Source organism: Agaribacter marinus (assembly GCF_030160655.1).
Lineage (GTDB): Bacteria > Pseudomonadota > Gammaproteobacteria > Enterobacterales > Alteromonadaceae > Glaciecola > Glaciecola marina.
The window spans coordinates 1-21,918 of record NZ_BSOT01000019.1; the positions used below are offsets into that span (position 1 = coordinate 1).

Below are 21,918 nucleotides of genomic sequence, written 5' to 3' on the forward strand. Positions count from 1 at the left end.
TGTTTTTTACCTACAAGCACTTGCGTTGCAAGTGGTCGTGATAATGTGCGTAAACGTCGAAGTGAATTCGACTGACACATTATGCCCTCGCTAAAGGGGGAGGTTGAAGAAGGTGAAGTGTGTAATGACATGCTAACGAAGATATTAAAGACGATAGAGTTGTGACTCTGTTGGATGTATTGATTACCAGCTTTCTGAATAGTTAAAGACATACCAGTTTATGTCTGGCGACCATAGCGATACGGTCCCACCTGATCCCATCTCGAACTCAGTAGTGAAACGTATTAGCGGCGATGGTAGTGTGGGGATTCCCCATGTGAGAGTAGCACATCGCCAGACTCCTAATTCTCTGAGAAGAGACAGAAACCCGCACGTGCTGCGGGTTTTTTTATGCCTGCGTTTTATGAGTATGATAAAGTGACACTGTATTGCAAACTTTTCATATCACAAAGTTTGTCGTGTAAGAGTTACTTAATACTTTCTACTAAAATGTCATCAAGTAGCATTTTAACCAAAGAATCACGTTTTGTAGTTTTTAACATAAATTGTAGCTCACTGCGATTTAGTAGTGGATTACCCTTCCAATTAAAAGCGTCATCACCTATCAAACTAATTAATGCTACTCTATTCCTATTGTTGGTCGGCTCGTTTATGATAATAATACCACTAGGATTTAATTGATATGACCAGCTATAGCTGAAACCTTCAAAGTCTTCATATACTGTTGGTCTTTCTGCAAGTGTAGTATGGGTAAATACTGCAACTAGTATTGTGGCAACTATCTGCGCGTGTGACATAATCTAAAGCCCATATTTAATGAACAATTTGTGTTGGACTAGTATATGGCTATATAGTAGTTGTATGTTTAAAAGTAAAAACTTAGACTATAAACACAACAAACGAAGATACATATATCTTTGGCAGCTACAGTAATCTATGAAGTATTCAAAATCCAATATTACGTCCATCGTTACACTCTTTTTCATATCTTCCTCAATAAGCTTAGAAGTCGCGGCTCGTGAGGAAATAGAACAATTTATCGAGGATGTGAGTGCTCCTACATATGATTGCCCTGAACCCAAGCTTATACCGAAGTTGCTTGAATATTTAACATCGAATGAACTAAGTGAAGAGCAAAACATTCTTTTAACCATTGAAAGGACGCAACATGAAATTTGTATCGGGAAAACAAAAGAAGCTGAAGATGAATTGGCGGATATTATTGCGTTACCAAATATTGATAAGACTTCGGCGTATTTTGCAGAAGCAGTATATTTATTAGGTTTCGTTAAGGATCTACACAATGATCATGAGCGTTGCAAAATATATAACCGCGCGATTAAGTTATCTGAAGACAAGTTTAATGATGTGAATGTAAGTGCTAGTTCAGGTTATGTCACTGAATGCGAGAATTTTTCACTTCAGCAACAATTGTCTCAGATATATTCGTTGTTAGACGAGAATAGTAAAGGAAATGACCGGGGCCTATTGGCACACATATACAATAACCTAGGCCTTATTTATAGCCGTCATAGACTAGATTTTTTGGCTGCGGAGCAATATTTAAAGGCTCACAAGCTGGCAGGTGACATATACAAAGGTAGTAATCGTTTATCGTTGTTAACAAGTGCTCTAACGGCCTTAATTACGATAGAAGAGTTTGACCGAGTTGAAGCGCTTTTTTTAGAATATGAGGAAATAAATAAAGATGTAAATACTGGCTTTACTAATTTTATTTACCTAATGCAAAAGAGTCGTATGTATACTCGACAAAAAAAGTACGATGAGTTACGAGAAATAATAGCTAAATGGCGACTGGTTGACCCTGAAATAACCAACAAAGTATGGAATATGTATTTCGGGTGGTATGAAACAGTCTTGTGTATACATGACAATAATACAGAGTGTGTAAAAAACTTCTTTTCTGATCCAGAGTATAAAGCTAGCAGAGATGTCATGAATAACAGCAATAGCGTCGAATGGGTGACTTTCAAAATTAGAGCGTTATTTTTCCTTAATGAAATTGATGCGGCACGTGAAGCAGTTGAGAAACATATTAGAATTGAAAAGATACTAAAAGCAAAATCTAACAGAATTGCAAAGTCTTTAAACATAGCTGATTTATATACGAAGATTGAGGAATTGGAATCAAAAGTTGAGTTAGAAAGTAAGGTTGTTCGATACTTTAGTTATTTATTTGTAATGTTAGTTGTAGTTATTCCATTTGCAATCTATTTCTGGGCAAAACAAAGAGCAAAAAGACAATTGGAAATAGATCCAATTACTGGTTTATTTAGCCCAGAAGCGGTTATTAACAAGACTGCAAAGCTGCATGCGCCAAGTCAGTCTAAAGTCCATGCTTTAGCTATTTTCGATCTAGCTAACTTTAGAGATTTAAACCGATTAATAGGCGCAAGTAAGGGAGATTTGATCCTCAGAGAAGTTGCACAGACTTTAGCTACTGTCACGCGTTCTCACGATATTTTAGGCAGACTATCACCAGAACAGTTTTTAGTTTGCTTAACAGATATAGAGGAAGCGACGGCTAAGTCATTTTTAGAGCGTGTTAGAAAAGCCTTGGAAAGGACTTTCCTTGGCGGGCAACATGGAATAGACGCAAACTTACAATCTAGTATGAGTATATTTATTACCAGTGAAAAATTCGAAGATGTTAAGTCGATTTTAGATGATATGGTTTCATCTTTGAATGTAAAACCAATTGCTTAAATTAGATGAAGAGAGATTAGGTCAAATAGTTTAACTGACGCATGCTGATATCTGACTATGGGCAAAGATTAAACCTTACAAAAAATGGTACCAGAGGCCGGACTTGAACCGGCACACCCTTGCGGGCGGTGGATTTTGAATCCACTGCGTCTACCAATTCCGCCACTCTGGCTTTGGTAACCATGCTTTTGCAAAGTGGGCAGAATTATAAAGAGATATTACTTCGGTTCAAGTAGTTTTTGTCAAATTATGAAATTAATTAGCAAATTGATTTAAATATCAACAATTAAGTAAGGTCTGAGCAAAAGCTACACGATAATGTTTTAAGAAAAAGTTCTAGCTTGTACATTCTGATATACTAAAAAAAAAGACATTGAATATGCATTACTATGAGTACTTCTTCCAATAATATCGCTCAACGCGCAGGCTTTTTTAGACGGTTAGCGGCAATGATATATGACTGCTTAATTGCGGTAGCGATAGCGATGCTTTCTGGTTTGGTAATAGTGACATTTTTAGTTGTACTGTTTGAACAAAACATTATTGCTAATCATGGTTATCAACATGCCAATGAATTTCTCCAACAATCATTATTATATAAAATAGTTGTGCAAGGCTGGGTGTTACTTTGGGTCTCAGTTTTTTTCCTATGGTTTTGGAAGAATGGTGGCCAAACACTCGGCATGAGAGCGTGGCGTCTTCGTATCTACACACTGGATGAAAATCAACATATGGGCTATGGTCGCTTATTTATCCGCTTGGTTGCGTCGCTTTGTGGTTTAGGGACCCTATTAGTGCTGTTTGATTTTAAGAATAAACAATCCTTGCAAGACCGAATTGTAGGTACCGAGATGCTACTGTTAAGTAAGGACGAAAATCATCATAAAAGTTGGAGATAGTATTAATAGTACTTCATTTGCCTATTAATGACGCTAACAATTACCTTACCTTTTCAATAGGTAACCTGCGACGCCTGCAAATACTACGCTTGGCAATATCGCACCTAGTAGCGGTGGTAGCTGAAATACTAAACTTACCTGACCAAATACCTCATTGCTGATGAAAAAAGAGAAGCCGGCAAGTACTCCCATTATTATTCGTGCGCCCATGGTCACGCTCCTCAAAGGGCCGAAAATAAATGACATTGCTAGTAATAACATTACGATAACTGAAACGGGTTGTGTTACCTTTCGCCAAAAGGCTAGCTCATAGCGTGAAGAGTCTTGTTGATTATTTTCCAAATAGGAAACATATTCAAACAGCCCTTGTATTGATAGTGCTTCGGGTTTTACTGCCTCTATGCCAAGCCGGTCGGGTGTAAGACTACTCAGCCATAAAAAACTGCCTGTTTGTTGCGTATTTATTTTATTTTGACCAAAATTAAGTGAAGTGAGTTCGCTTAACATCCAACCAGTTTCAACGTATTTCGCATGTTTGGCTGCTAGAATTTCTTCAATTGTTAAGTCGTCGTTAAAGACATATATTTTTATGTTTTGTAGATTGTTTTGGTCAATGACATCAGAAATACTGACAAAATTATTCCCGTCTTTTGCCCAGGTGACGCTGTCAGATGACAGTATACTGCCGCCAGATAAGGCCTGCGTTCGAATTTCTTTGGCTTTGCTCTCACTTTGAGGCGTCACATATTCGCCGATTGCCATTATTGCAATAATGATGACTACGATAGATTTTGTGGCCGACACCGTAATTTGTGATCTACTCATTCCGGCGGATTGCATAACTACCAATTCACTACTTTGCGCCAATATTCCCATTCCGATAAGTGCACCCAGTAGTGTAGCCATTGGTAGAAATAATTCGATTTCACGAGGTAGGCTCAATAGAACATAGAGCGCGGCTACCGTCATGTCGTAGTCTCCTTGTCCAACACGCCTAAGCTGTTCAACAAATTTTATTAATGCGCTTAATCCGATTAGTACCGAGAGTGTAATCGTAGTCGTACTCAATAGGGTTCTGGCAATATATATGTCGAGAATTTTAAGCATCGTGTCTCCTTAAAAATAGCCGTCTAATATATGCCCCAGTTTTTCGATCTCTTGCAATTAAACCAATCCCTACCAAGAGCATTACTAAGTGAACCCACCACAAACCAATGACTGACGGTATCTTACCATCCTCCATTAAGCGGCGTGATGCCAGTAAAAGTAAGAAGTAACCTAAGTATAGTAGTAATGCAGGCAGCATTTTCCCAAAGCGCCCTTGTCTCGGATCTACTGCAGACATAGGCACGGCAATCATTACCAATAAAGGCAGGCTTAATGGAATAGCTAATCGCCACTGAAATTCGGCAGAGGCTTCTATGCCATCAATTTGCCATAGCTCAGAAGTACTTATTGCTGATAATTTTTTGCGTTGTTGCTCGTTTTCACCTTCGGTCACGACAATTGAATACTCGTCGAAATTGACAATGTGATAGTCACTTTCATGCATACCACCTTGATATTGCGTTCCAGCTGACAGCACTAATTTTTGTTCGCCGGATGGGCCTTCTTCTATGTTGCCCTTTTGAGAGTATATAATCTGATGTTCATCTGAGTCTTTTCTTTGTTGAGATAGAAATACTTTTTTAAGTTCGCCGTTACTGACTTCATGCGCAAAAATAACGGCATTATTGTCCCCGGTTTCTTGAAAACGACCAGGGATAAGTGCTGCTATACCTGATTTAGCTGCGGCGTCTTCTTTTAATTGGTACTCTTTTTCTAATGCTAGAGGAGAAAGATAAAGGGTGACACTAGCGGTCGCGATAGCGATTAGCAATGAAAAAACTAAGGTAACCCGAGTGATATACCACTCGCTGACACCACATGCTTTTAAAACAGTAATTTCACTTTCAACGTACATTCTGCCATGGGCTAACATTACACCTAGAAAGAGGCTTATAGGCAGCACTAGACTAGCTAATACTGGCGAATACAAGGTAATAAAGCCAAGCACTAAATCTGCCGGGACATTTCCGTCTGTAGCATCTCCCAATATACGCACGAAGCGAAGGGTGATAAAAATAGACATCAAAATGAAAAATACGGCGATTTGCGATTTGAAGGTTTCACGCAATAGATACTTAAAAATCAACATTTAAATTTTTTTCTTTTCCACAAAAATGGGTTTTTTGGTGGCAAGGCGCACATATTGCGTTAAACTTAGCATTTTTAGCACTTATGTATGTGAGCACGCTATATTCCACAAAGTTTAGCATAAAGGTATCCAACTGTTATACATAGTTTTGGCCCTAGCTCCGAGCAATTGTTCTTACGTAGATAAAAATAATAAATGAAACCACTTCATCCAATAAAGGGGATAGCATGGAATTTGGAGTAAAAAGCGGCAGTCCAGAAAAACAACGTAGCGCTTGTATTGTTGTAGGTGTGTTTGAACCTAGACGGTTAACTCCGGTAGCTGAGCAGCTTGATCTTGTGAGCGATGGATATATTAGTAATCTTATCCGTCGCGGTGATCTTGAAGGTAAAGCAGGCCAAATGTTGCTATTACATCATATTCCCAATGTCTTGAGTGAGCGAGTATTACTCGTTGGTTGTGGCAAAGAGCGTGAGCTTAATGAGAGACAATACAAACAAATCGTAGCCAAAACCATAAAAACCCTGAATGAAACGGGTTCTATGGAGGCAGTAAATTTTTTGACTGAGTTGCATGTTAAAGGGCGTGATACTTATTGGAAAGTAAGGCAAGCTGTCGAAGCTGCAAATGAGTCCGTTTATACCTTTTTGCAGCTTAAGACAAAGAAGGGTGAACCGCGTCGACCGTTACGTAAGATGATTTTTAATGTACCGACACGTAAAGAACTCACTGTAGGCGAGAAGGCGATTGAGCACGCTCAAGCGATAAGCCGAGGTGTTAAAGCCTGTAAAGATGTGGCGAATATGCCGCCAAATATTTGTAATCCACAATATCTAAATAAGTTAGCTTCAGAGTTAGTTAGCGAATTTGACAGTCTTTCGCTTGAAACAGTCAACGAGGAAAAAATGACTGAGCTAGGGATGAACAGTTATTTGGCGGTTGGCCGAGGCTCCGAAAATGAATCCATGATGAGTGTTATTCATCATACTGGTGGCCTCTCTAGTCAAGCACCAGTTGTGTTAGTTGGTAAAGGATTAACCTTTGATTCTGGTGGTATTTCGATTAAGCCTAGCGACGCCATGGACGAGATGAAATATGATATGGGTGGCGCAGCAGGCGTCTTGGGTGTAATGCACGCGATTGCCGCACTAAATATACCCATCAATGTTATTGGGGTTCTTGCCGGTTGTGAAAATATGCCTGACGGAAAGGCTTATCGTCCTGGTGATATTTTAACGACAATGTCTGGGCAAACCGTGGAAGTATTAAATACTGATGCTGAAGGTCGACTAGTGCTATGTGATGCTTTGACCTTTGTAGAAAAATATAAGCCCGATACAGTGATTGACGTTGCGACACTTACTGGCGCTTGTGTAATAGCCTTAGGTAAACATGCAACGGCGGTTCTTAGTAGCCATAATCCACTTGCGCACGATATTGTCAATGCATCAGAACAAAGTTCTGATAGAGCATGGCGTTTACCGTTATGGGATGATTATCAAGAGCAAATCGAAAGTCCTTTTGCTGATATGGCAAATATAGGTGGCAGACCTGCAGGTACAATTACTGCTGCGTGTTTTTTGTCACGTTTCACTAAGAAGTACAATTGGGCACATTTAGATATCGCTGGTACCGCTTGGGTGAGTGGAGCTAATAAGGGGGCTACCGGGAGGCCTGTTCCAATGCTCACTCAATATCTAATGAATAAGTCAATGGCCGCTACAGAAGATTAATATATGCCCTCACAGGTTATTTTTCACGAATTAGATGCCTCTGTTGATGATGCTGCCGCAATTTTATCGTTGGCGATAGCGCTTATTGAACAAGGTTTCGATGCCAAAAGATATACTACTGTAGTTTGTGCTGATAAAGCACAAGCTGAAGCTGTTGATGAATTACTGTGGCAAAACCCGGCAGACAGATTCATTCCTCATGCGCTATATGGTGAAGGCGATGATAAACCGGTACCTGTAGAAATAATATGGCAACAAGCGTTGTCTTCCGGGGGAAAAATTAGAAATCGCAGATTAATAGTGAATATGTCGATGGAAATGATTGAAAACTTCCATCAAATTGAATGTATACATGATTTTGTGCCAAGTGATACGACAGAAAAAGCCAACGCTAGGGCGCGTTATGCAAATTATAAAAATGCACAATGCAACATGTCGTTTAACAAAGCAAAATCTAATTAAGTAAGAGATGTAGTTAATGGAAAAGACCTTCAATCCCAGCCAAATTGAAAAAGCGTGTTACGCGCATTGGGAATCAAATGGGATGTTTCGTGCAAGTGGGTATGGTGAGCCATATTGTATTTTGTTGCCACCTCCGAATGTTACCGGCAGTTTACATATGGGGCATGCTTTTCAGCATACCGTGATGGATGCGCTTGTTCGTTATCGAAGAATGAAAGGGGATAATACGCTTTGGCAGTGTGGTACTGACCATGCTGGAATTGCTACTCAAATGGTTGTAGAGCGACAGCTCAATGCAGAAGATAAAACTAGGCATGACCTAGGGCGTGAAAAGTTTATTGAGCGTATTTGGGACTGGAAAGAAGAGTCTGGTGGCAATATTACCCAACAAATGCGCAGATTAGGCACATCGCCTGATTGGGAACGTGAAGTTTTCACCATGGATCCCAACTTGTCGAAAGCCGTGCAAGAAGTATTCATTCAACTATTTGACGAGGGGCTTATTTATCGTGGTAAGCGTCTAGTTAATTGGGATCCCGCTTTATTAACGGCCGTATCTGATCTCGAAGTGATTAGCGAAGAAGAAGATGGGCATATGTGGCATATGCGCTATCCATTAGCTGACGGGTCTGGTGAATTAGTGGTTGCCACCACTCGCCCTGAAACGATGCTTGGTGATACTGCGGTTGCTGTTCATCCTGACGATGAACGCTACAAGCATCTTGTTGGAAAAATGGTCAAGCTTCCAATAACCGAACGAGAGATCCCAATCATTGCAGACGATTATGTGGATCCTGAGTTTGGTACAGGTTGTGTGAAAATTACACCCGCGCATGATTTCAATGATTATGAGATGGGTAAACGTCACCAACTGCCTATGATAAATCTTTTTACCGATACAGCTTGCTTGAACGAGAATGTACCAGAAGCATATCGTGGTTTAGAGCGTTTTGAAGCACGAAAAAGGGTTGTAGAAGCGCTCGACACTAAAGGATTATTGGTACAAATTAAACCGCATAAACTTAAAGTACCACGCGGTGATAGAAGCGGTGTAGTGATAGAACCATACTTAACTGATCAGTGGTATGTCGCAGTTGAGTCTTTAGCAAAGCCGGCGATTGAGGCGGTGGAATCCGGTGAAATCCGTTTCGTGCCTGAAAATTGGAATAAAACCTATTACCAATGGATGCACAATATTCAGGATTGGTGTATTTCTCGTCAATTATGGTGGGGACATCGCATTCCCGCCTGGTATGACGAAAATGGAGAAGTATATGTCGGTGAGAATGAATCGGCAATTAGAGAAAAGCATGGACTAGCACCTGACATCTTGCTCAAACAAGACAACGACGTACTTGATACTTGGTTTTCTTCTGCCTTATGGCCATTTGCTACTATGGGCTGGCCGGATAAAACACCAGAGCTTGAAACGTTTGTGCCTAGTTCAGTGCTGGTGACAGGGTTTGACATTATTTTCTTCTGGGTAGCTAGAATGATAATGATGACTAAAAAGTTCACCGGCAACATTCCTTTCAAAGATATTTATATTACAGGCCTTATTCGTGACGAAAATGGCGATAAAATGTCCAAATCGAAAGGTAACGTTCTTGACCCGATCGATTTAATTGATGGGATTGAATTGGAAGCATTAGTTAGTAAACGTACATCAGGAATGATGCAGCCTCAACTAGCTAAAAAAGTAGAAAAAGCGACCAGAAAACAATTCCCTGATGGAATAGCGTCCTATGGTACAGATGCATTGAGATTCACTTTTGCGTCCTTAGCGTCCACAAGTAGAGATATCAATTTCGATATGAGCCGAGTGGAGGGTTATCGAAATTTTTGCAATAAAATATGGAATGCGACCCGGTTTGTGCTAATGAATACAGAAGAATTTGACACAGGCAAGCAAGGTGGTGAACTAACGCTTAGCGTTTTCGACAGATGGATATGGTCTCGTTTTCAAGATACTTTGAACGCATTTGAACAGCATATTAGTGATTATCGGTTTGATTTGGCCGCACAGAGTCTCTATGAATTCACATGGAATCAGTTTTGTGATTGGTATCTAGAGCTAAGTAAACCAATATTAAACTCTGATACGTCGAGTGAATCGGCTAAGCGCGGTACGCGCCACACGTTAATTAATGTGCTAGAGCATATGATGCGTTTATTACATCCATTTATGCCATATATTACAGATGAAATATGGCAGAAGATTGCACCACTATCTACTCAAAAAAGTGATGTAATTAGTATTATGTTGGCGCCATTCCCAGAATCATCCGAGGCACTTAAAGACAATCAAGCGGAAGCTGATATTGAATGGGTAAAATCTTTTATTGTCGGTATTCGCAACATTCGTGGTGAAATGGATATTGCGCCGTCTAAAAAGCTGGACGTACTTTTGCAAAATCTTTCTGGAGCAGATGAGATTCGACTAGCAAGCACTACTGACTATTTGTTGAGTCTAGCTAAGCTTGACTCCATTCAAGTACTAAGTAAAGGAGAGGAAGCGCCGGCTTCGGCTACCGCCTTAGTAGGGGAAATGGAAATACTTATTCCTATGGCTGGTCTAATCGACAAGGATGCTGAATTGGCTCGCCTAACAAAAGCGGAAGATAAGCTAGAAAAAGATGTGCTTAGAACACAAGGCAAATTAAACAACGAAAACTTCGTTAGTAAAGCGCCTCCTGCTGTCATTGATAAAGAGAAAGCCAAATTGGCGGATGCCCAGATGCAATTGGCAAAGGTAAAAGAGCAGAAGATAGCAATAAATGCGTTATAGACGCTTTTGAAATACACGAAAAAAAGCGGCTTTGTTACTATAAATTAAGCCGCTTTTTTACAAATTTTCTTTCAAATACAATGTGTATTCACCTAAATGTTTACCAAAGCTTAATTTGGCTTTTCGATAAAGTACGTGCCCCAACCATCATAATGAACGCCATGTTTTTGTGCGATTTTGACGAGTGCGTCGGTATCTTTGTTGAATGCCTCAAGGTTAAGCTCTTTCTCAGTGACAGCATCGTAGCAAAACACTATACCGCCATCATCTAACACTAATTCTTCAGCGTCTGAGACTTCGAAACCGGCCTTAAAGGTATCAACCGCGGCTTTTTCAAGTTTATCAAAATTATTGCAGGCAAAGTGATGCTCAATAACATGAGGTTTTGAATGGTCGGTGCCATCTTCCATCAGTGCTTCAATGGTTTCTTCGTTAAATTCATGCCATTCGAGCAATTCTTCATTATCCACGTATTTATTTCCTGTTAACAGTTAGGCTTTACTTGCCCGCTTGGCTTCGTCGGTGAGTGCAGCAAGCTTTTCTTTGTACATGTTTTCAAAGCGTTTGGCTATTTCTTTTGCGCTTTCGTCAGTATCCGAAGGTTCTGGCGGCATAATATCAACTAGCACCGTACCATTATTCCAGCGATTGAATCTAATATCGCTCAAATCACTGCAGCAAATCGGTACTATTCGTTGATTTGTTGCTCTTGCTAAACGAAATGCCCCTGTTTTAAATGGAAGTATGCCTTTGCCCCTGCTACGAGTGCCTTCAGGGAACATATAAATTGAAAGCCCTTTTTCTTTTACTTTTTTACTGGCTACATCAAGAGTGCCTCTTGCACTCGATGAATCTTTTCGGTCAATCAATATATTGCCTGACAACCAGTAAATAAGACCAAATATAGGCACCCATTTTAAACTTTTTTTCCCGATAGTAACTGCACCAGGTCTCGCTGACCTGCTGACAGTAATTAAGTCGTATGTATTTTGATGGTTAGCAATGTATAGATAAGATTCGTCATTTTTTAACTCGGGCGATGTTCTAACAATTAACGTAATGCCCATAATTTTCGACATCGTCGAATACGTGCGCCCTGCCCAATGAACATTATTAATATGCATGGGCCGGATTAAACAAAAAATCACTAAACCGGTATTGATAATAATGAAATAAATAAAAAGTACCAAAAAACGAAATACTGCTAACACCTGAGATCCAAAAAATATTCACATAGCGTGATTATACCTTCTGGTGATAAAACTCATAGTATATGTGTAAATTAATATTTAAATTTGCCGATATCTTACACAGTTGTCTTAAATAAGAATGAAAGTAATATGGCGTTATTTACCCCTGATGATCTTGACGAAGATATATTGCAAGATCTAAAAGAAGAAATACTTGAACTGTATGAAGCAAGCGAGCAAACACTCATTGAGTTGGAGTTAACACCTACTGACAACGACTTACAACGTGCTTTGTTTAGGTCTGTCCATACGATTAAAGGCGACCTTGGTCTCGTTGGTTTTACGCCAATGATTGAAGTACTTCAATACTTAGAAGACATACTTGATCTTTTGCGAAAGGGCGAGACAGAATATACCAGTGTGTTGAGTGATTTGGTTATGCGTCTAATGGACCGCGTGACTCAATTTGTCACGGAGTGTATTAGAGATGGAAAAGTTGAGTATGATAAAGAATCTCTAGACGAAACCATTGAAGTCATTAAAGCAGTTAATGACAAAAATAATAAGGACCATGAGCGTTTAATTTTGAAGGCATTGAATCGCCTTCAAAATAAAGAGGATGAACCGGAAGAAAATACCGTACAACTTGCTAAAACCGGTATTCCAAAAAATTTATCGCCAGAAAAACAAGTTGATCTTCTCTTTTTCAGGGAAGTTATGCGACCAATTGAGAAGCGATCCGGGTACAAGGAAGGTAGGGGAGATAGATTGGCAATACTGGCGTTTTATATAAACAGTCTACATGAAGCCCCTGTTGATGAAGCTCAACTCGCGGTCGCGTGCTATGTACATGACTTTGGTTTGGCATTCATGCCGCATGATATTGTTTGTAAGGAAGAGCGCTTAAGCGCGATGGAATCGAATTTACTACGTTCTCATGTTTATAAGAGTACTCGCTTGATTGAGCATCTAAATGAGTGGGACGAAGCTCGAAAGATAGTAATGCAACACCATGAAAATGTTGATGGCAGTGGTTATCCCTTAGGCATCGATGGCGAACAAATGTGTGAAGGTGCTAAACTGCTGAGTATTCTCGACCGCTATGACAACTTGATTCACCAAGCGCAAGAAAATGGGGAGCCACTCTCACCAAAAGATGCGGTGATTGCACTGAATAAAAATTATAGAGGTCAACTGAGTGGCACTTGGCTACGTTTATTTAATCAGGGTATGACACGTTATTTGACCTAACGCATCTGATTTTTCTCAAAGCAACGGACAAACGTTGAACACCTTCAAAAGCCGATAATTTATATCGGCTTTTTGAGTTCATACAGTAAAGCATTACCGGTTTACTGTCGTAAATTAGGTATGAAAATGTTGTTTATCCCGTAAAAACTTCGTTTTATCACATAACTCTGATATTTAAATTTCTATCCTCTACACTTTATTTGCCTTATATAGTCTTTCCCTAGACATTGGCATTGGAGGCTCATTGAGCCTCTTTTTTTCCTACCGCAAATTGCCTAGGTGAAGACAAAGCGCGGAATTACAAGTTGATTAGGAGCATATCATGCAAAAGTCATTTAAAGTCGCCATGTTAGTTGTTGGTTCTTGTTTCATTGTTAGTAACGCTTCTGCTGTGTCTAAATACAATGAGACTAGATTGATTAAGGTATGTGAAGCAATTCAGTCTGGTAGTAAACTCAAAGTATCTAAGCGAGTTAGAGACTTGGGCATTAGCTATCGTAAGCTGAATGAAAAACTAGTTTGCAATGGCGAAGACCCAATTAGTTTTGCAATACGACACGGTGCAGCCAAAAATGCTGAGTTCATAGCTAAACGCGCCGGTACAGAACTCTCAGATTCTCAATTAAATTTACTTGCCAAAGTAGCACAGAAAAAGTTAAAGCAGAAAGGATAGTAATATAGTGTAGGCAATGGCCTTGCTCTCTAGAGCTTGACCATTGCTATGGGTATGTAAATGGTATAGCAAGTTCTTCTTAAATTGCCTTCTTCGTTATTTCCAATCATAAAAGGTCTAAATTTTTATCTCTATTCTGACGATCCTCGGTCGATAAACTCTTCATTGGGACACAACATTTGTGGAGTAGTTGATTGATGTATAAATTCACGTTAAGAGGGAACTTAAATGCCCCCATTTCGGAGGTATATAAAGCATTTTCTGATCCTGAGAGAATTGCCAAATGGTGGGCGCCTGGCAAACTAAGTGTATGTCGGTATGTGGGCGAAGTCGCTGAAGGAGAGCAGTTTAGATTGGTAATGCAAAGTGATGACGGATTTCAGCAATCAGTTGAAGGAATGTACAATACAGTCGAAACGAATAAACGCGTGAGTTTTACGTGGCGTTGGGAAGATACCCACGAAATGACTAAAGTAAGCGTTAGTTTTGAACCCCAAAAGAATCAAAATACTAAATTTGAGTTGTCTCAAAATGGATTTAAATATCACAATGATATGTTACAACAACAATATGCGTGGTTAGACTGCTTAGAAAAATTGAGTAGCTTTTTACCAAACCCATCAATGACCTTGTCCGCTTAAGTTAGTGGCTTAAGGTTGATTCCATAAACAAAAAAACGAGCTAAGATTAGCTCGTTTTTTTGTTTTTACACAGTGCTCTTACTTCATCGCCAACATAATTCGCTTATTGTTGTCTAGCAAGCTCTGATGTTTGTCTGCTACTACTAAAAAACTGTCTTTTTCTGATGCTTTAATTGGCTTAGCTTTAGGGAGTTCTACCGTTCTCGGATTTCTGTGTACGCCGTTGACTAAAAATTCATAGTGTAAGTGTGCACCAGTAACCATGCCAGAGCGGCCAAGGTAGCCAATAGTTTGTCCCTGTTTGACCCATTGGCCTCGTTTTACTGCTTTGCGCTTAAAGTGCAAGTATTTGGTTGTATACTTTTCGCCATGCTGTATGAAAACATAATTTCCGTTGAATCTATTGTATCCGGCTTCTATAACTTTACCGTCACCAGAAGCTACGACGGGCGTGCCGATTGGTGCAGCGTAATCTACACCACGGTGAGGTTTGATGCGTTTTTGTACAGGGTGAAACCGTCTGGGGTTAAAATTAGAACTGACGTAGTATTTGAAGTTGATAGGCGCACGCAAAAAGCTTTTACGCATGCTTCGCCCTTCAGGTGTATAATAATTGCCGTCTGTATACCTAATCGCAGTAAATGTATCCCCTTGATTGATAAACTCTGCCGCGACAATATCACCAAATCCAATAAACTCGCCGTCAACATACAGTTCTTCATAGGCCAAATTAAAAGAATCGCCTCGACGTATCTCTTGCGCGAAGTCTATGTCCCACCCAAAAATACCAGCAAGTTCCATAATTTGATTGTCGGTTAAGCCGCCCTCAATGCCGGCGTGCCAAAAACTACTTTTAATGGTGCCTTGGCCAAAGCCAATAATTTTTTCAACATTTTTTGTCTTAATATCACTGTGATAGTTATTTTCAACTAATGATATTTGTAGTGTTTCGGTATTTGTAATTGGGTATTGTAATGACGTAAGTTGTCCTGCTTCATCAATATGGAGATATAGTATGTCGCTCGGTTTGATGCGTTTTAGTTTTTGTGCATGTTCACCTGCTTTACTTACTTTGTAGGTTGTTTGTGCAGATAACTTGTGCTTTTTGAGTATGCTTGCGAGTGTGTCGCCACGTTTAACTTTATGTGTAATATAATCTTCGGCTTCAAATAATGACTCGTCTAGGATACCTTCAGAATTAAGTTCTGGCACCGGCAACTCATATTGTACGCCGGGTTCAAGTTGCATCACTTTTACGTTACGTGACGCGCTAACATTGTCTGTGGGAAATATAAATAAAACGATCGTGACGAACAAAACCGCACCTAAAGTGTAGCGGTGCTTTTTTGGAAGATGTTTTATTGTATTGTTTATCATAGGCTCGTAAAATACACAGGTTAAAGGTCAGAATATACCGAATTTAGTCTGGTTTCCAGTCAAAAGGTTCACTTTACCATCTAAAGTATTATCGGCGCAAAATGAGTATCCTTCAGGATTTGGTTACTCCGTAATTATACCTTTATATATAAGTTACTTACTAAAGATTTACACAACATTCATTATTTTTTAGGATACAAACATGGCCAGTTGGGAAACAGCTTTCGCGGAAATTAAACGTGGTTCCGATGAGATTTTAATAGAAGAAGAGCTGATTGAACGCTTAAAAACCAATAAACCACTAAAAATTAAAGCTGGTTTTGACCCAACCGCGCCCGATTTGCATTTGGGGCACACTGTTTTAATCAATAAACTTCGAACCTTTCAACAACTGGGTCATGACGTTATATTTTTGATTGGGGATTTTACCGGTTTGATAGGGGATCCTACGGGAAAAAACGCGACTCGTAAGCCACTTACGAAAGAACAAGTGTTGGAAAATGCAAAGACCTATCAAGAACAAGTATTTAAAATACTAGATCCGGCAAAAACAACTATCCGCTTTAATTCAGAGTGGATGGATGCCTTGGGCGCTGCCGGAATGATTAAGCTTGCGGCAAGCCAAACTGTGGCCAGAATGTTAGAACGAGATGATTTCAAAAAACGCTACGCTAGTAATCAGCCAATTGCTATTCACGAGTTTTTGTACCCGCTTGTGCAAGGGTGGGATTCGGTCGCACTAGAGTCAGACGTTGAGCTTGGTGGTACTGACCAACGTTTTAACTTATTAATGGGACGAGAATTACAAAAGTCTCAAGGGCAAAAACAACAAACGGTGCTAATGATGCCATTGTTGGAAGGCTTGGATGGTGTGCAAAAAATGTCTAAGTCACTGAACAATTATATTGGTATTACAGATGCACCGAATGATATGTTCGGAAAGGTGATGTCAATTTCTGATGATCTGATGTGGCGTTATTTTGATTTGTTAAGTTTTAGACCTTTGAAAGAGATTGCAGAATTAAAAGCATCTGTAAAAAGTGGTAAGAACCCTCGAGACCTTAAAATCGAATTAGCAAAAGAATTGATTACACGTTTTCACAGTGAAGAGGATGCAGATACTGCTCACAATGACTTTATTCAGCGTTTTCAGAAAAACGCTATTCCTGACGACATGCCAGAGATCAATATTGCCTTACCATCTGACGGCATAGTTATAGGAAGTTTACTTAAATCAGCCAAACTTGTTGGTTCAACTTCCGATGCTATGCGGATGATAAAACAGAATGCGGTTAAGATTGACGGTGAAAAAGTAGCAGATACTCGATTGATATTGAATGAAACCGGCACCCGAGTGTATCAAGTAGGAAAGCGTAAATTTGCTCGTATTACCTTGTCATAACATCATGTTCAACTGATGTATGTGATACTAGGGAATTTGTTTCAAGCATTTCGCGGCAAGTAAAATACGCATTGTGTTTTACTTGCTTTCACTTTAAACCTCTACAAGTCGTTTTACGTTTGCGCCTGAACTATTGACCAAATAACTAGTAGTATTATACAAAATAAAATAATTAGCGTGCGGTCGAGCAAATTGAGCGTTCGCTGAATATCGGATAATTTAGGCTCGTGCTTACCATAGCACTTATCTCTTTTATACTTAATACCTTCTCGCATAACTGTGCCGCCAACGTGCACGTTTAAGGCAATACTTAGGGCGTGGAATGTGGGGTAACCACTAGCTTGCCAGTTTATGGGGCTGAACAAAAATGTGGGTAGTTTCCTGTAGCTGAACGCTTTCCCCGCTGCGATAACCAATAGAATATTCGTTATTTTAACCGGAATAAATTGAAGTACTTGTGTCAGCAAGTAACTAAAATAGCCAAAATAGCGAGATCTCTGCACCTTAATGTTCCAGGTTTGATGTGCTTCATATGCGAGTCGGTAAATTAGCGCCAATATTATGCCTCCGATACAATAAAGTATGATTACACAGCATTGTTGATAAATAAATCTTAGTGTCATGCATTCAATTAGGGCCTTGGTAATCCCAATTGGAGATAATCGGCGGGTTTGCCTAAAGATTTGGGATTGCAGTATATCTCTAGCTAATTGCTTTTTCTCATTTGCAAGTGCCTTTTTAACCCTTAAGGCATTTACTTTTAACTGACTGTACTCTAAACATACGTATAAAATTAACAAGTCAAGTAGTGCTTGCACATCTGCGAGGAAGTAAATGGTATAAATAATCGCTAGAAAAGGAGAGAGCAGCACAAAGAACCCTAATACGCCAGATATAGTGTGTTGCCGCTTCGCGTCGTTTGATGACACTACTTTATCTCGCATTCTAGCGCAGAGTAAGCGCCAGAATGTTAATGGGCTCGCGCTATTTGGTGTGGGAATTAATCGTTCGCAAATCCACGCGACTAATACTATCAGTATCGTAGTATATTCCGGCGCTATGTCGATATTGATAAGATATGCGTCCATTGACGAGGCTTGTGCAGCGTTAAATACTTTCCAACATGCTGAGAACTAATCGGGAAGAATTTTTTGATGCAGTGATTAAGTATTGTTCAAACGATACTGTCGACGTTTTTCCTGCAATGTCTGAGAGGCTGCGAATAATGACGAACGGTGTATCCATCATATGGCAACACTGGGCAATGGCGGCAGACTCCATTTCAACGGCTTTCATATCAGGAAAGTTCTGCTGTATACCTTGAGCAACTTTGTCATCGCAAATAAATTGATCACCACTGCATATTAATCCCGACTTTACCTTAATATCTGGAAGACTATCTGCCGCAGTATATGCTTTCTCGCTAAAACTGGCGTTAGCAACAAAACGCGCAGGCATTGAGGGCAATTGACCCAATGCATATCCAAAATTAGTTAAGTCGGCATCATGGTGTATCAGACTATCAGCTACAACAATGTCACCAATATTTAGCTCAGGATCAAAACCGCCGGCAGAACCAGTATTGATCACTAAATCAGGGGAGAATGACTGAATCAATATACTTGTCGCGACTGCCGAAGCTACTTTGCCAATACCGCTTTGTACCAAAAATATATCATGGCCAGATAATGTGCCAGCAAATACCTCTAAATACTCTGCTTGAATGGTGTTTGCGCCTGCCAAAGAAGCCTTGAGTATTTCTACCTCTTCTTGCATTGCGCCAATGATTGCAATTTTCATTTTTGTTCCTGACTGTAAAAAGCTGAGCGCAATAATAGCTACTCAGCCTTGAAATACAAGTATATGGACCTTCGAAAAGGATTTGCTTACTAGGCTACCGCTTTACGACTTGTGCTTAAGGGTCTCGTCGGCTTTGTCGACCGTTTGATTACTTCAGGTCTGTCGTTAGCCGCTACGAAAGGAATTTTGCCTTGTCTTCTGCGTAGTGGGATGAGTTTCGTTTCAATGCATTCTCGAATTTCCGCAAGCGTGTAACCATTTTTAGCTTTAATCCTCACGTGAGGTATAGATGCGGTGTCTAAAGCACCATTCACAAAAAAGTCTCGCTGCACGTTGTGGCCATCTTTACCAGCACCATAAACCAAATCAATCGCCATAACGGGTGTTAAGTCATTTTTATCACAAAGAACAAAATCAATATGTTTATTGCCTGCTTTTAGTAATGCACTGTTCGCTAGCTTTTTATTAGTGTCTGTTTTTAGACTCAATAGGTCAATTAGCCTAACTCTGCACAATACCCGGAACTCGTTTCCGACTGCACGTTCAATTAACATCAAAAACTGACGTTCTGCAGCGGTAAATAATTGCTTTTTCATTGCAAATGGGAAACTTAGTTTTGTATCGCTTAGTTTAATTGCAACAACGGACATACAAATAAGAGCGGATATTAATATAATGGCAATTTCCATGATGACTCCAAGATTTAACAACAACGACAATTTCGTTATCTATAAATATTAGAAAGCAATCAATGTGCCACGTTAAGAAGTTATGCTTTTTGTTTGACTAAAATATCGACTTGAGTACCGTCACCGTCTCTCGAAATAATCAGGGTTTTATTGTCGTCTGAGCTCTTAAGCAGTGTGCGCTCTTTAATTGTTGAACTTAATATTAGTTCTGGGTTTGTACTTTTATAAAATGAAATGACGTCATGTGGTTTCATTGGAATATGAAAAATCATACTTGCCGGGAATTCAACGGCAAAAATCTGACAAAGCTTGCCGCTCTCATGCACTTGAATGTTATTGAAACTAGTTGGACAATTTTCAGACGCACGTTGGCTTAAGTCAATGCCCTTTGTGTCTGAGGCAAATAACTTTGATGCGGTAAGTAAAAGTAGTAAAAAGCAAAGGTGCTTTGTGACCATAATACAAGTAGCGAGTTTTTGATTATCTTTCACAACAACCTCCTAGTTCTAATGCTTACATTAAAACGTAAAAGGGGAGGTTTAGGGTTTTTAAATTAGTTAATAGGTATAGAATGTAACACCATTGTTTCATGGTGTATTAAAGTTAATTGGAAAATGAAAAAACGCCGAGAGGTCTCCCTTCGGCGTTTCGATAAAGCGTCGTGTTGACCTTAAACTTCTAGATAATCGAGTATTCCGTCAGCCGCTTTTCGGCCTTCATCAATTGCCGTCACGACCAAGTCAGAACCTCGTACCATGTCCCCACCAGAGAAGATCTTTGGATTTGTTGTTTGGAACGGATAACGTGCGTTTGCTGGCGCTCGTACTCTTCCTTTTTCATCCAAGATTATGCCATAGTCTGCAAACCAGGTAGCAGGGCTTGGTGAGAATCCAAAAGCTATAATCACTGCGTCAGCTTCTAAGACGTGCGCTGAACCTGGGATTTCTACAGGACGACGGCGCCCCGCTGCATCTGGTTCGCCCATTTCAGTTTTTACGACGCGGACACCAACGGCATTGCCGTTTTCGTCAACAGCAATATCTACTGGTGAGATGTTAAACTGGAATTCGACGCCTTCTTCTTTTGCATTTACAACTTCACGACGAGACCCCGGCATACTTTTTTCATCGCGGCGATAAGCGCATATTACGGAATCAGCTTCTTGTCTGATGGATGTGCGTACACAATCCATTGTAGTATCACCACCACCAAGCACAACGACACGTTTACCTTTCATATCAATAAAGTCTTCAGGTGACTCTTCAGTCCCCATCACTCTTCGCGTATTTGCTACCAAGAAAGGCAGTGCATCATATACACCTGGTGCATCTTCGTTAGCAAAGCCACCTTTCATCGACGTGTAGGTGCCCATCCCTAAGAATACGGCGTCATAGTCGTTTAACAAATTTTCAAAAGGAATGTCTTTACCGATTTCGGTATTTAGTACGAATTCTATTCCCATCTCTGTAAATATCTTACGACGAAGTTGTACTATTTCTTTTTCAAGTTTGAACGATGGGATGCCAAAGGTAAGTAGCCCCCCAATTTCTTCATATTTATCAAATACTACAGGTTTAACACCGTTTCTTACAAGGATATCAGCACAAGCTAAGCCGGCTGGTCCTGCGCCGACGATTGCCACCTTTTTGTCTGTTAATTCCACGCCAGACATGTCTGGGCGCCAGCCCATTTCAAATGCCTTATCAGTAATGTATTTTTCAATACTACCAATAGTAACTGCGCCAAAATCATCATTAAGGGTACATGCGCCCTCACACAACCTATCTTGTGGGCAAACACGACCGCACACTTCAGGCAAGCTGTTTGTCTTGTGACATAAATCTGCCGCCTCGAGGATTTTCCCTTCATTAGCAAGTGCTAACCATTGAGGAATATAATTGTGTACTGGGCACTTCCATTCGCAATATGGGTTACCACAATCAAGGCACCTATCTGCTTGACCTTCCGCCTGAGACGACGTCATCGGCTGGTAGATTTCGCCAAACTCTTCTTTGCGCACTATTATCGGTTTTTTTGGTGGATCGATACGCGCAACGTCCACAAATTGGTAAATATTCTTTGCCATACT

Annotated in this window: 20 protein-coding genes, 1 tRNA gene and 1 rRNA gene; 10 read left to right on the plus strand and 12 right to left on the minus strand. The window is 40.0% G+C overall.

Annotation, left to right across the window (positions count from 1 at the left end; genetic code table 11):
• Positions 1-223: 223 nt before the first annotated feature.
• Positions 224-339: ribosomal RNA gene (rrf, locus tag QQK00_RS18810) — 5S ribosomal RNA — on the plus strand.
• A 128-nt stretch (positions 340-467) separates the two neighbouring features.
• Here the strand turns inward: rrf and QQK00_RS18815 are convergent.
• Positions 468-797: a hypothetical protein gene (locus tag QQK00_RS18815; RefSeq protein WP_284219237.1), complete on the minus strand. Its 330-nt coding sequence runs from the start codon at positions 795-797 to the stop codon at positions 468-470.
• Between the two features lie 139 nt (positions 798-936).
• Between QQK00_RS18815 and QQK00_RS18820 the strand changes: the two genes are divergently transcribed.
• The gene (locus tag QQK00_RS18820) at positions 937-2,727 is read left to right on the plus strand and encodes a GGDEF domain-containing protein (protein WP_284219238.1); all 1,791 of its coding nucleotides are present in this window, start codon (positions 937-939) and stop codon (positions 2,725-2,727) included.
• Positions 2,728-2,812: 85 nt separating this feature from the next.
• Here QQK00_RS18820 and QQK00_RS18825 read toward each other — a convergent pair.
• Positions 2,813-2,899: transfer RNA gene (locus QQK00_RS18825), tRNA-Leu, on the minus strand.
• Between the two features lie 217 nt (positions 2,900-3,116).
• Here QQK00_RS18825 and QQK00_RS18830 point away from each other — a divergent pair.
• Positions 3,117-3,626, plus strand: coding sequence for an RDD family protein (locus QQK00_RS18830; protein ID WP_284219239.1), 510 nt, complete (start codon positions 3,117-3,119; stop codon positions 3,624-3,626).
• Positions 3,627-3,671: 45 nt separating this feature from the next.
• Here QQK00_RS18830 and lptG read toward each other — a convergent pair whose 3' ends face one another.
• Together lptG and lptF are read right to left on the minus strand one after the other, a co-directional pair.
• Positions 3,672-4,733 (minus strand): LPS export ABC transporter permease LptG, encoded by a 1,062-nt coding sequence (lptG, locus tag QQK00_RS18835; RefSeq protein ID WP_284219240.1) that lies wholly within the window; start codon positions 4,731-4,733, stop codon positions 3,672-3,674.
• Entirely contained in the window at positions 4,726-5,823 is a 1,098-nt protein-coding gene (lptF, locus tag QQK00_RS18840; RefSeq protein WP_284219241.1) for an LPS export ABC transporter permease LptF, read from the minus strand. The genes lptG and lptF overlap by 8 nt, the downstream gene beginning before the upstream one ends.
• Before the next feature lie 227 nt (positions 5,824-6,050).
• Here lptF and pepA point away from each other — a divergent pair, with 227 nt between their 5' ends.
• The 3 genes from pepA to QQK00_RS18855 are packed head-to-tail and all read left to right on the plus strand — an operon-like array spanning position 6,051 to position 10,806.
• Complete coding sequence (pepA, locus tag QQK00_RS18845) at positions 6,051-7,556, plus strand: leucyl aminopeptidase (protein WP_284219242.1); 1,506 nt, start codon at positions 6,051-6,053, stop codon at positions 7,554-7,556.
• Between the two features lie 3 nt (positions 7,557-7,559).
• Complete coding sequence (locus QQK00_RS18850; protein ID WP_284219243.1) at positions 7,560-8,018, plus strand: DNA polymerase III subunit chi; 459 nt, start codon at positions 7,560-7,562, stop codon at positions 8,016-8,018.
• Between the two features lie 16 nt (positions 8,019-8,034).
• Positions 8,035-10,806: a valine--tRNA ligase gene (locus QQK00_RS18855; protein WP_284219244.1), complete on the plus strand. Its 2,772-nt coding sequence runs from the start codon at positions 8,035-8,037 to the stop codon at positions 10,804-10,806.
• Between the two features lie 110 nt (positions 10,807-10,916).
• Here QQK00_RS18855 and rraB read toward each other — a convergent pair whose 3' ends face one another.
• Positions 10,917-11,276: a ribonuclease E inhibitor RraB gene (gene rraB / locus QQK00_RS18860; RefSeq protein WP_284219245.1), complete on the minus strand. Its 360-nt coding sequence runs from the start codon at positions 11,274-11,276 to the stop codon at positions 10,917-10,919.
• A gap of 21 nt (positions 11,277-11,297) precedes the next feature.
• Positions 11,298-11,885, minus strand: a complete 588-nt coding sequence (locus tag QQK00_RS18865) for a 1-acylglycerol-3-phosphate O-acyltransferase (RefSeq protein ID WP_284219246.1) — start codon at positions 11,883-11,885, stop codon at positions 11,298-11,300.
• Positions 11,886-12,146: 261 nt separating this feature from the next.
• On the opposite strand from QQK00_RS18865, the gene QQK00_RS18870 reads away from it, so the two are divergent.
• The 3 genes from QQK00_RS18870 (at position 12,147) to QQK00_RS18880 (ending at position 14,561) form a co-directional block, all read left to right on the plus strand.
• The gene (locus tag QQK00_RS18870; RefSeq protein WP_284219247.1) at positions 12,147-13,247 is read left to right on the plus strand and encodes an HD domain-containing phosphohydrolase; all 1,101 of its coding nucleotides are present in this window, start codon (positions 12,147-12,149) and stop codon (positions 13,245-13,247) included.
• A gap of 322 nt (positions 13,248-13,569) precedes the next feature.
• Entirely contained in the window at positions 13,570-13,920 is a 351-nt protein-coding gene (locus QQK00_RS18875) for a DUF3718 domain-containing protein (RefSeq protein WP_284219248.1), read from the plus strand.
• A 197-nt stretch (positions 13,921-14,117) separates the two neighbouring features.
• Positions 14,118-14,561: an SRPBCC family protein gene (locus QQK00_RS18880; RefSeq protein ID WP_284219249.1), complete on the plus strand. Its 444-nt coding sequence runs from the start codon at positions 14,118-14,120 to the stop codon at positions 14,559-14,561.
• Between the two features lie 78 nt (positions 14,562-14,639).
• On the opposite strand, the gene QQK00_RS18885 is transcribed toward QQK00_RS18880, so the two are convergent.
• Positions 14,640-15,938, minus strand: coding sequence for a peptidoglycan DD-metalloendopeptidase family protein (locus tag QQK00_RS18885; RefSeq protein ID WP_284219251.1), 1,299 nt, complete (start codon positions 15,936-15,938; stop codon positions 14,640-14,642).
• Positions 15,939-16,140: 202 nt separating this feature from the next.
• On the opposite strand from QQK00_RS18885, the gene tyrS reads away from it, so the two are divergent.
• On the plus strand, positions 16,141-17,340 hold the full coding sequence (gene tyrS / locus QQK00_RS18890; RefSeq protein WP_284219253.1) for a tyrosine--tRNA ligase: 1,200 nt from the start codon (positions 16,141-16,143) through the stop codon (positions 17,338-17,340).
• 113 nt (positions 17,341-17,453) lie between these two features.
• Here tyrS and QQK00_RS18895 read toward each other — a convergent pair whose 3' ends face one another.
• The 5 genes from QQK00_RS18895 to QQK00_RS18915 all read right to left on the minus strand — a co-directional run bounded on the left by QQK00_RS18895 (position 17,454) and on the right by QQK00_RS18915 (position 21,915).
• Complete coding sequence (locus QQK00_RS18895) at positions 17,454-18,428, minus strand: cobalamin biosynthesis protein CobD/CbiB (protein ID WP_284219254.1); 975 nt, start codon at positions 18,426-18,428, stop codon at positions 17,454-17,456.
• Between the two features lie 19 nt (positions 18,429-18,447).
• Positions 18,448-19,140 (minus strand): 5'-methylthioadenosine/adenosylhomocysteine nucleosidase, encoded by a 693-nt coding sequence (locus QQK00_RS18900; protein ID WP_284219255.1) that lies wholly within the window; start codon positions 19,138-19,140, stop codon positions 18,448-18,450.
• An 89-nt stretch (positions 19,141-19,229) separates the two neighbouring features.
• A complete protein-coding gene (locus tag QQK00_RS18905) occupies positions 19,230-19,829 on the minus strand; it encodes a DUF2726 domain-containing protein (RefSeq protein WP_284219256.1) in 600 nt (199 codons plus the stop codon).
• 80 nt (positions 19,830-19,909) lie between these two features.
• On the minus strand, positions 19,910-20,320 hold the full coding sequence (locus QQK00_RS18910; RefSeq protein WP_284219257.1) for a hypothetical protein: 411 nt from the start codon (positions 20,318-20,320) through the stop codon (positions 19,910-19,912).
• A gap of 179 nt (positions 20,321-20,499) precedes the next feature.
• A complete protein-coding gene (locus QQK00_RS18915) occupies positions 20,500-21,915 on the minus strand; it encodes an FAD-dependent oxidoreductase (RefSeq protein ID WP_284219258.1) in 1,416 nt (471 codons plus the stop codon).
• Positions 21,916-21,918 lie beyond the last annotated feature (3 nt).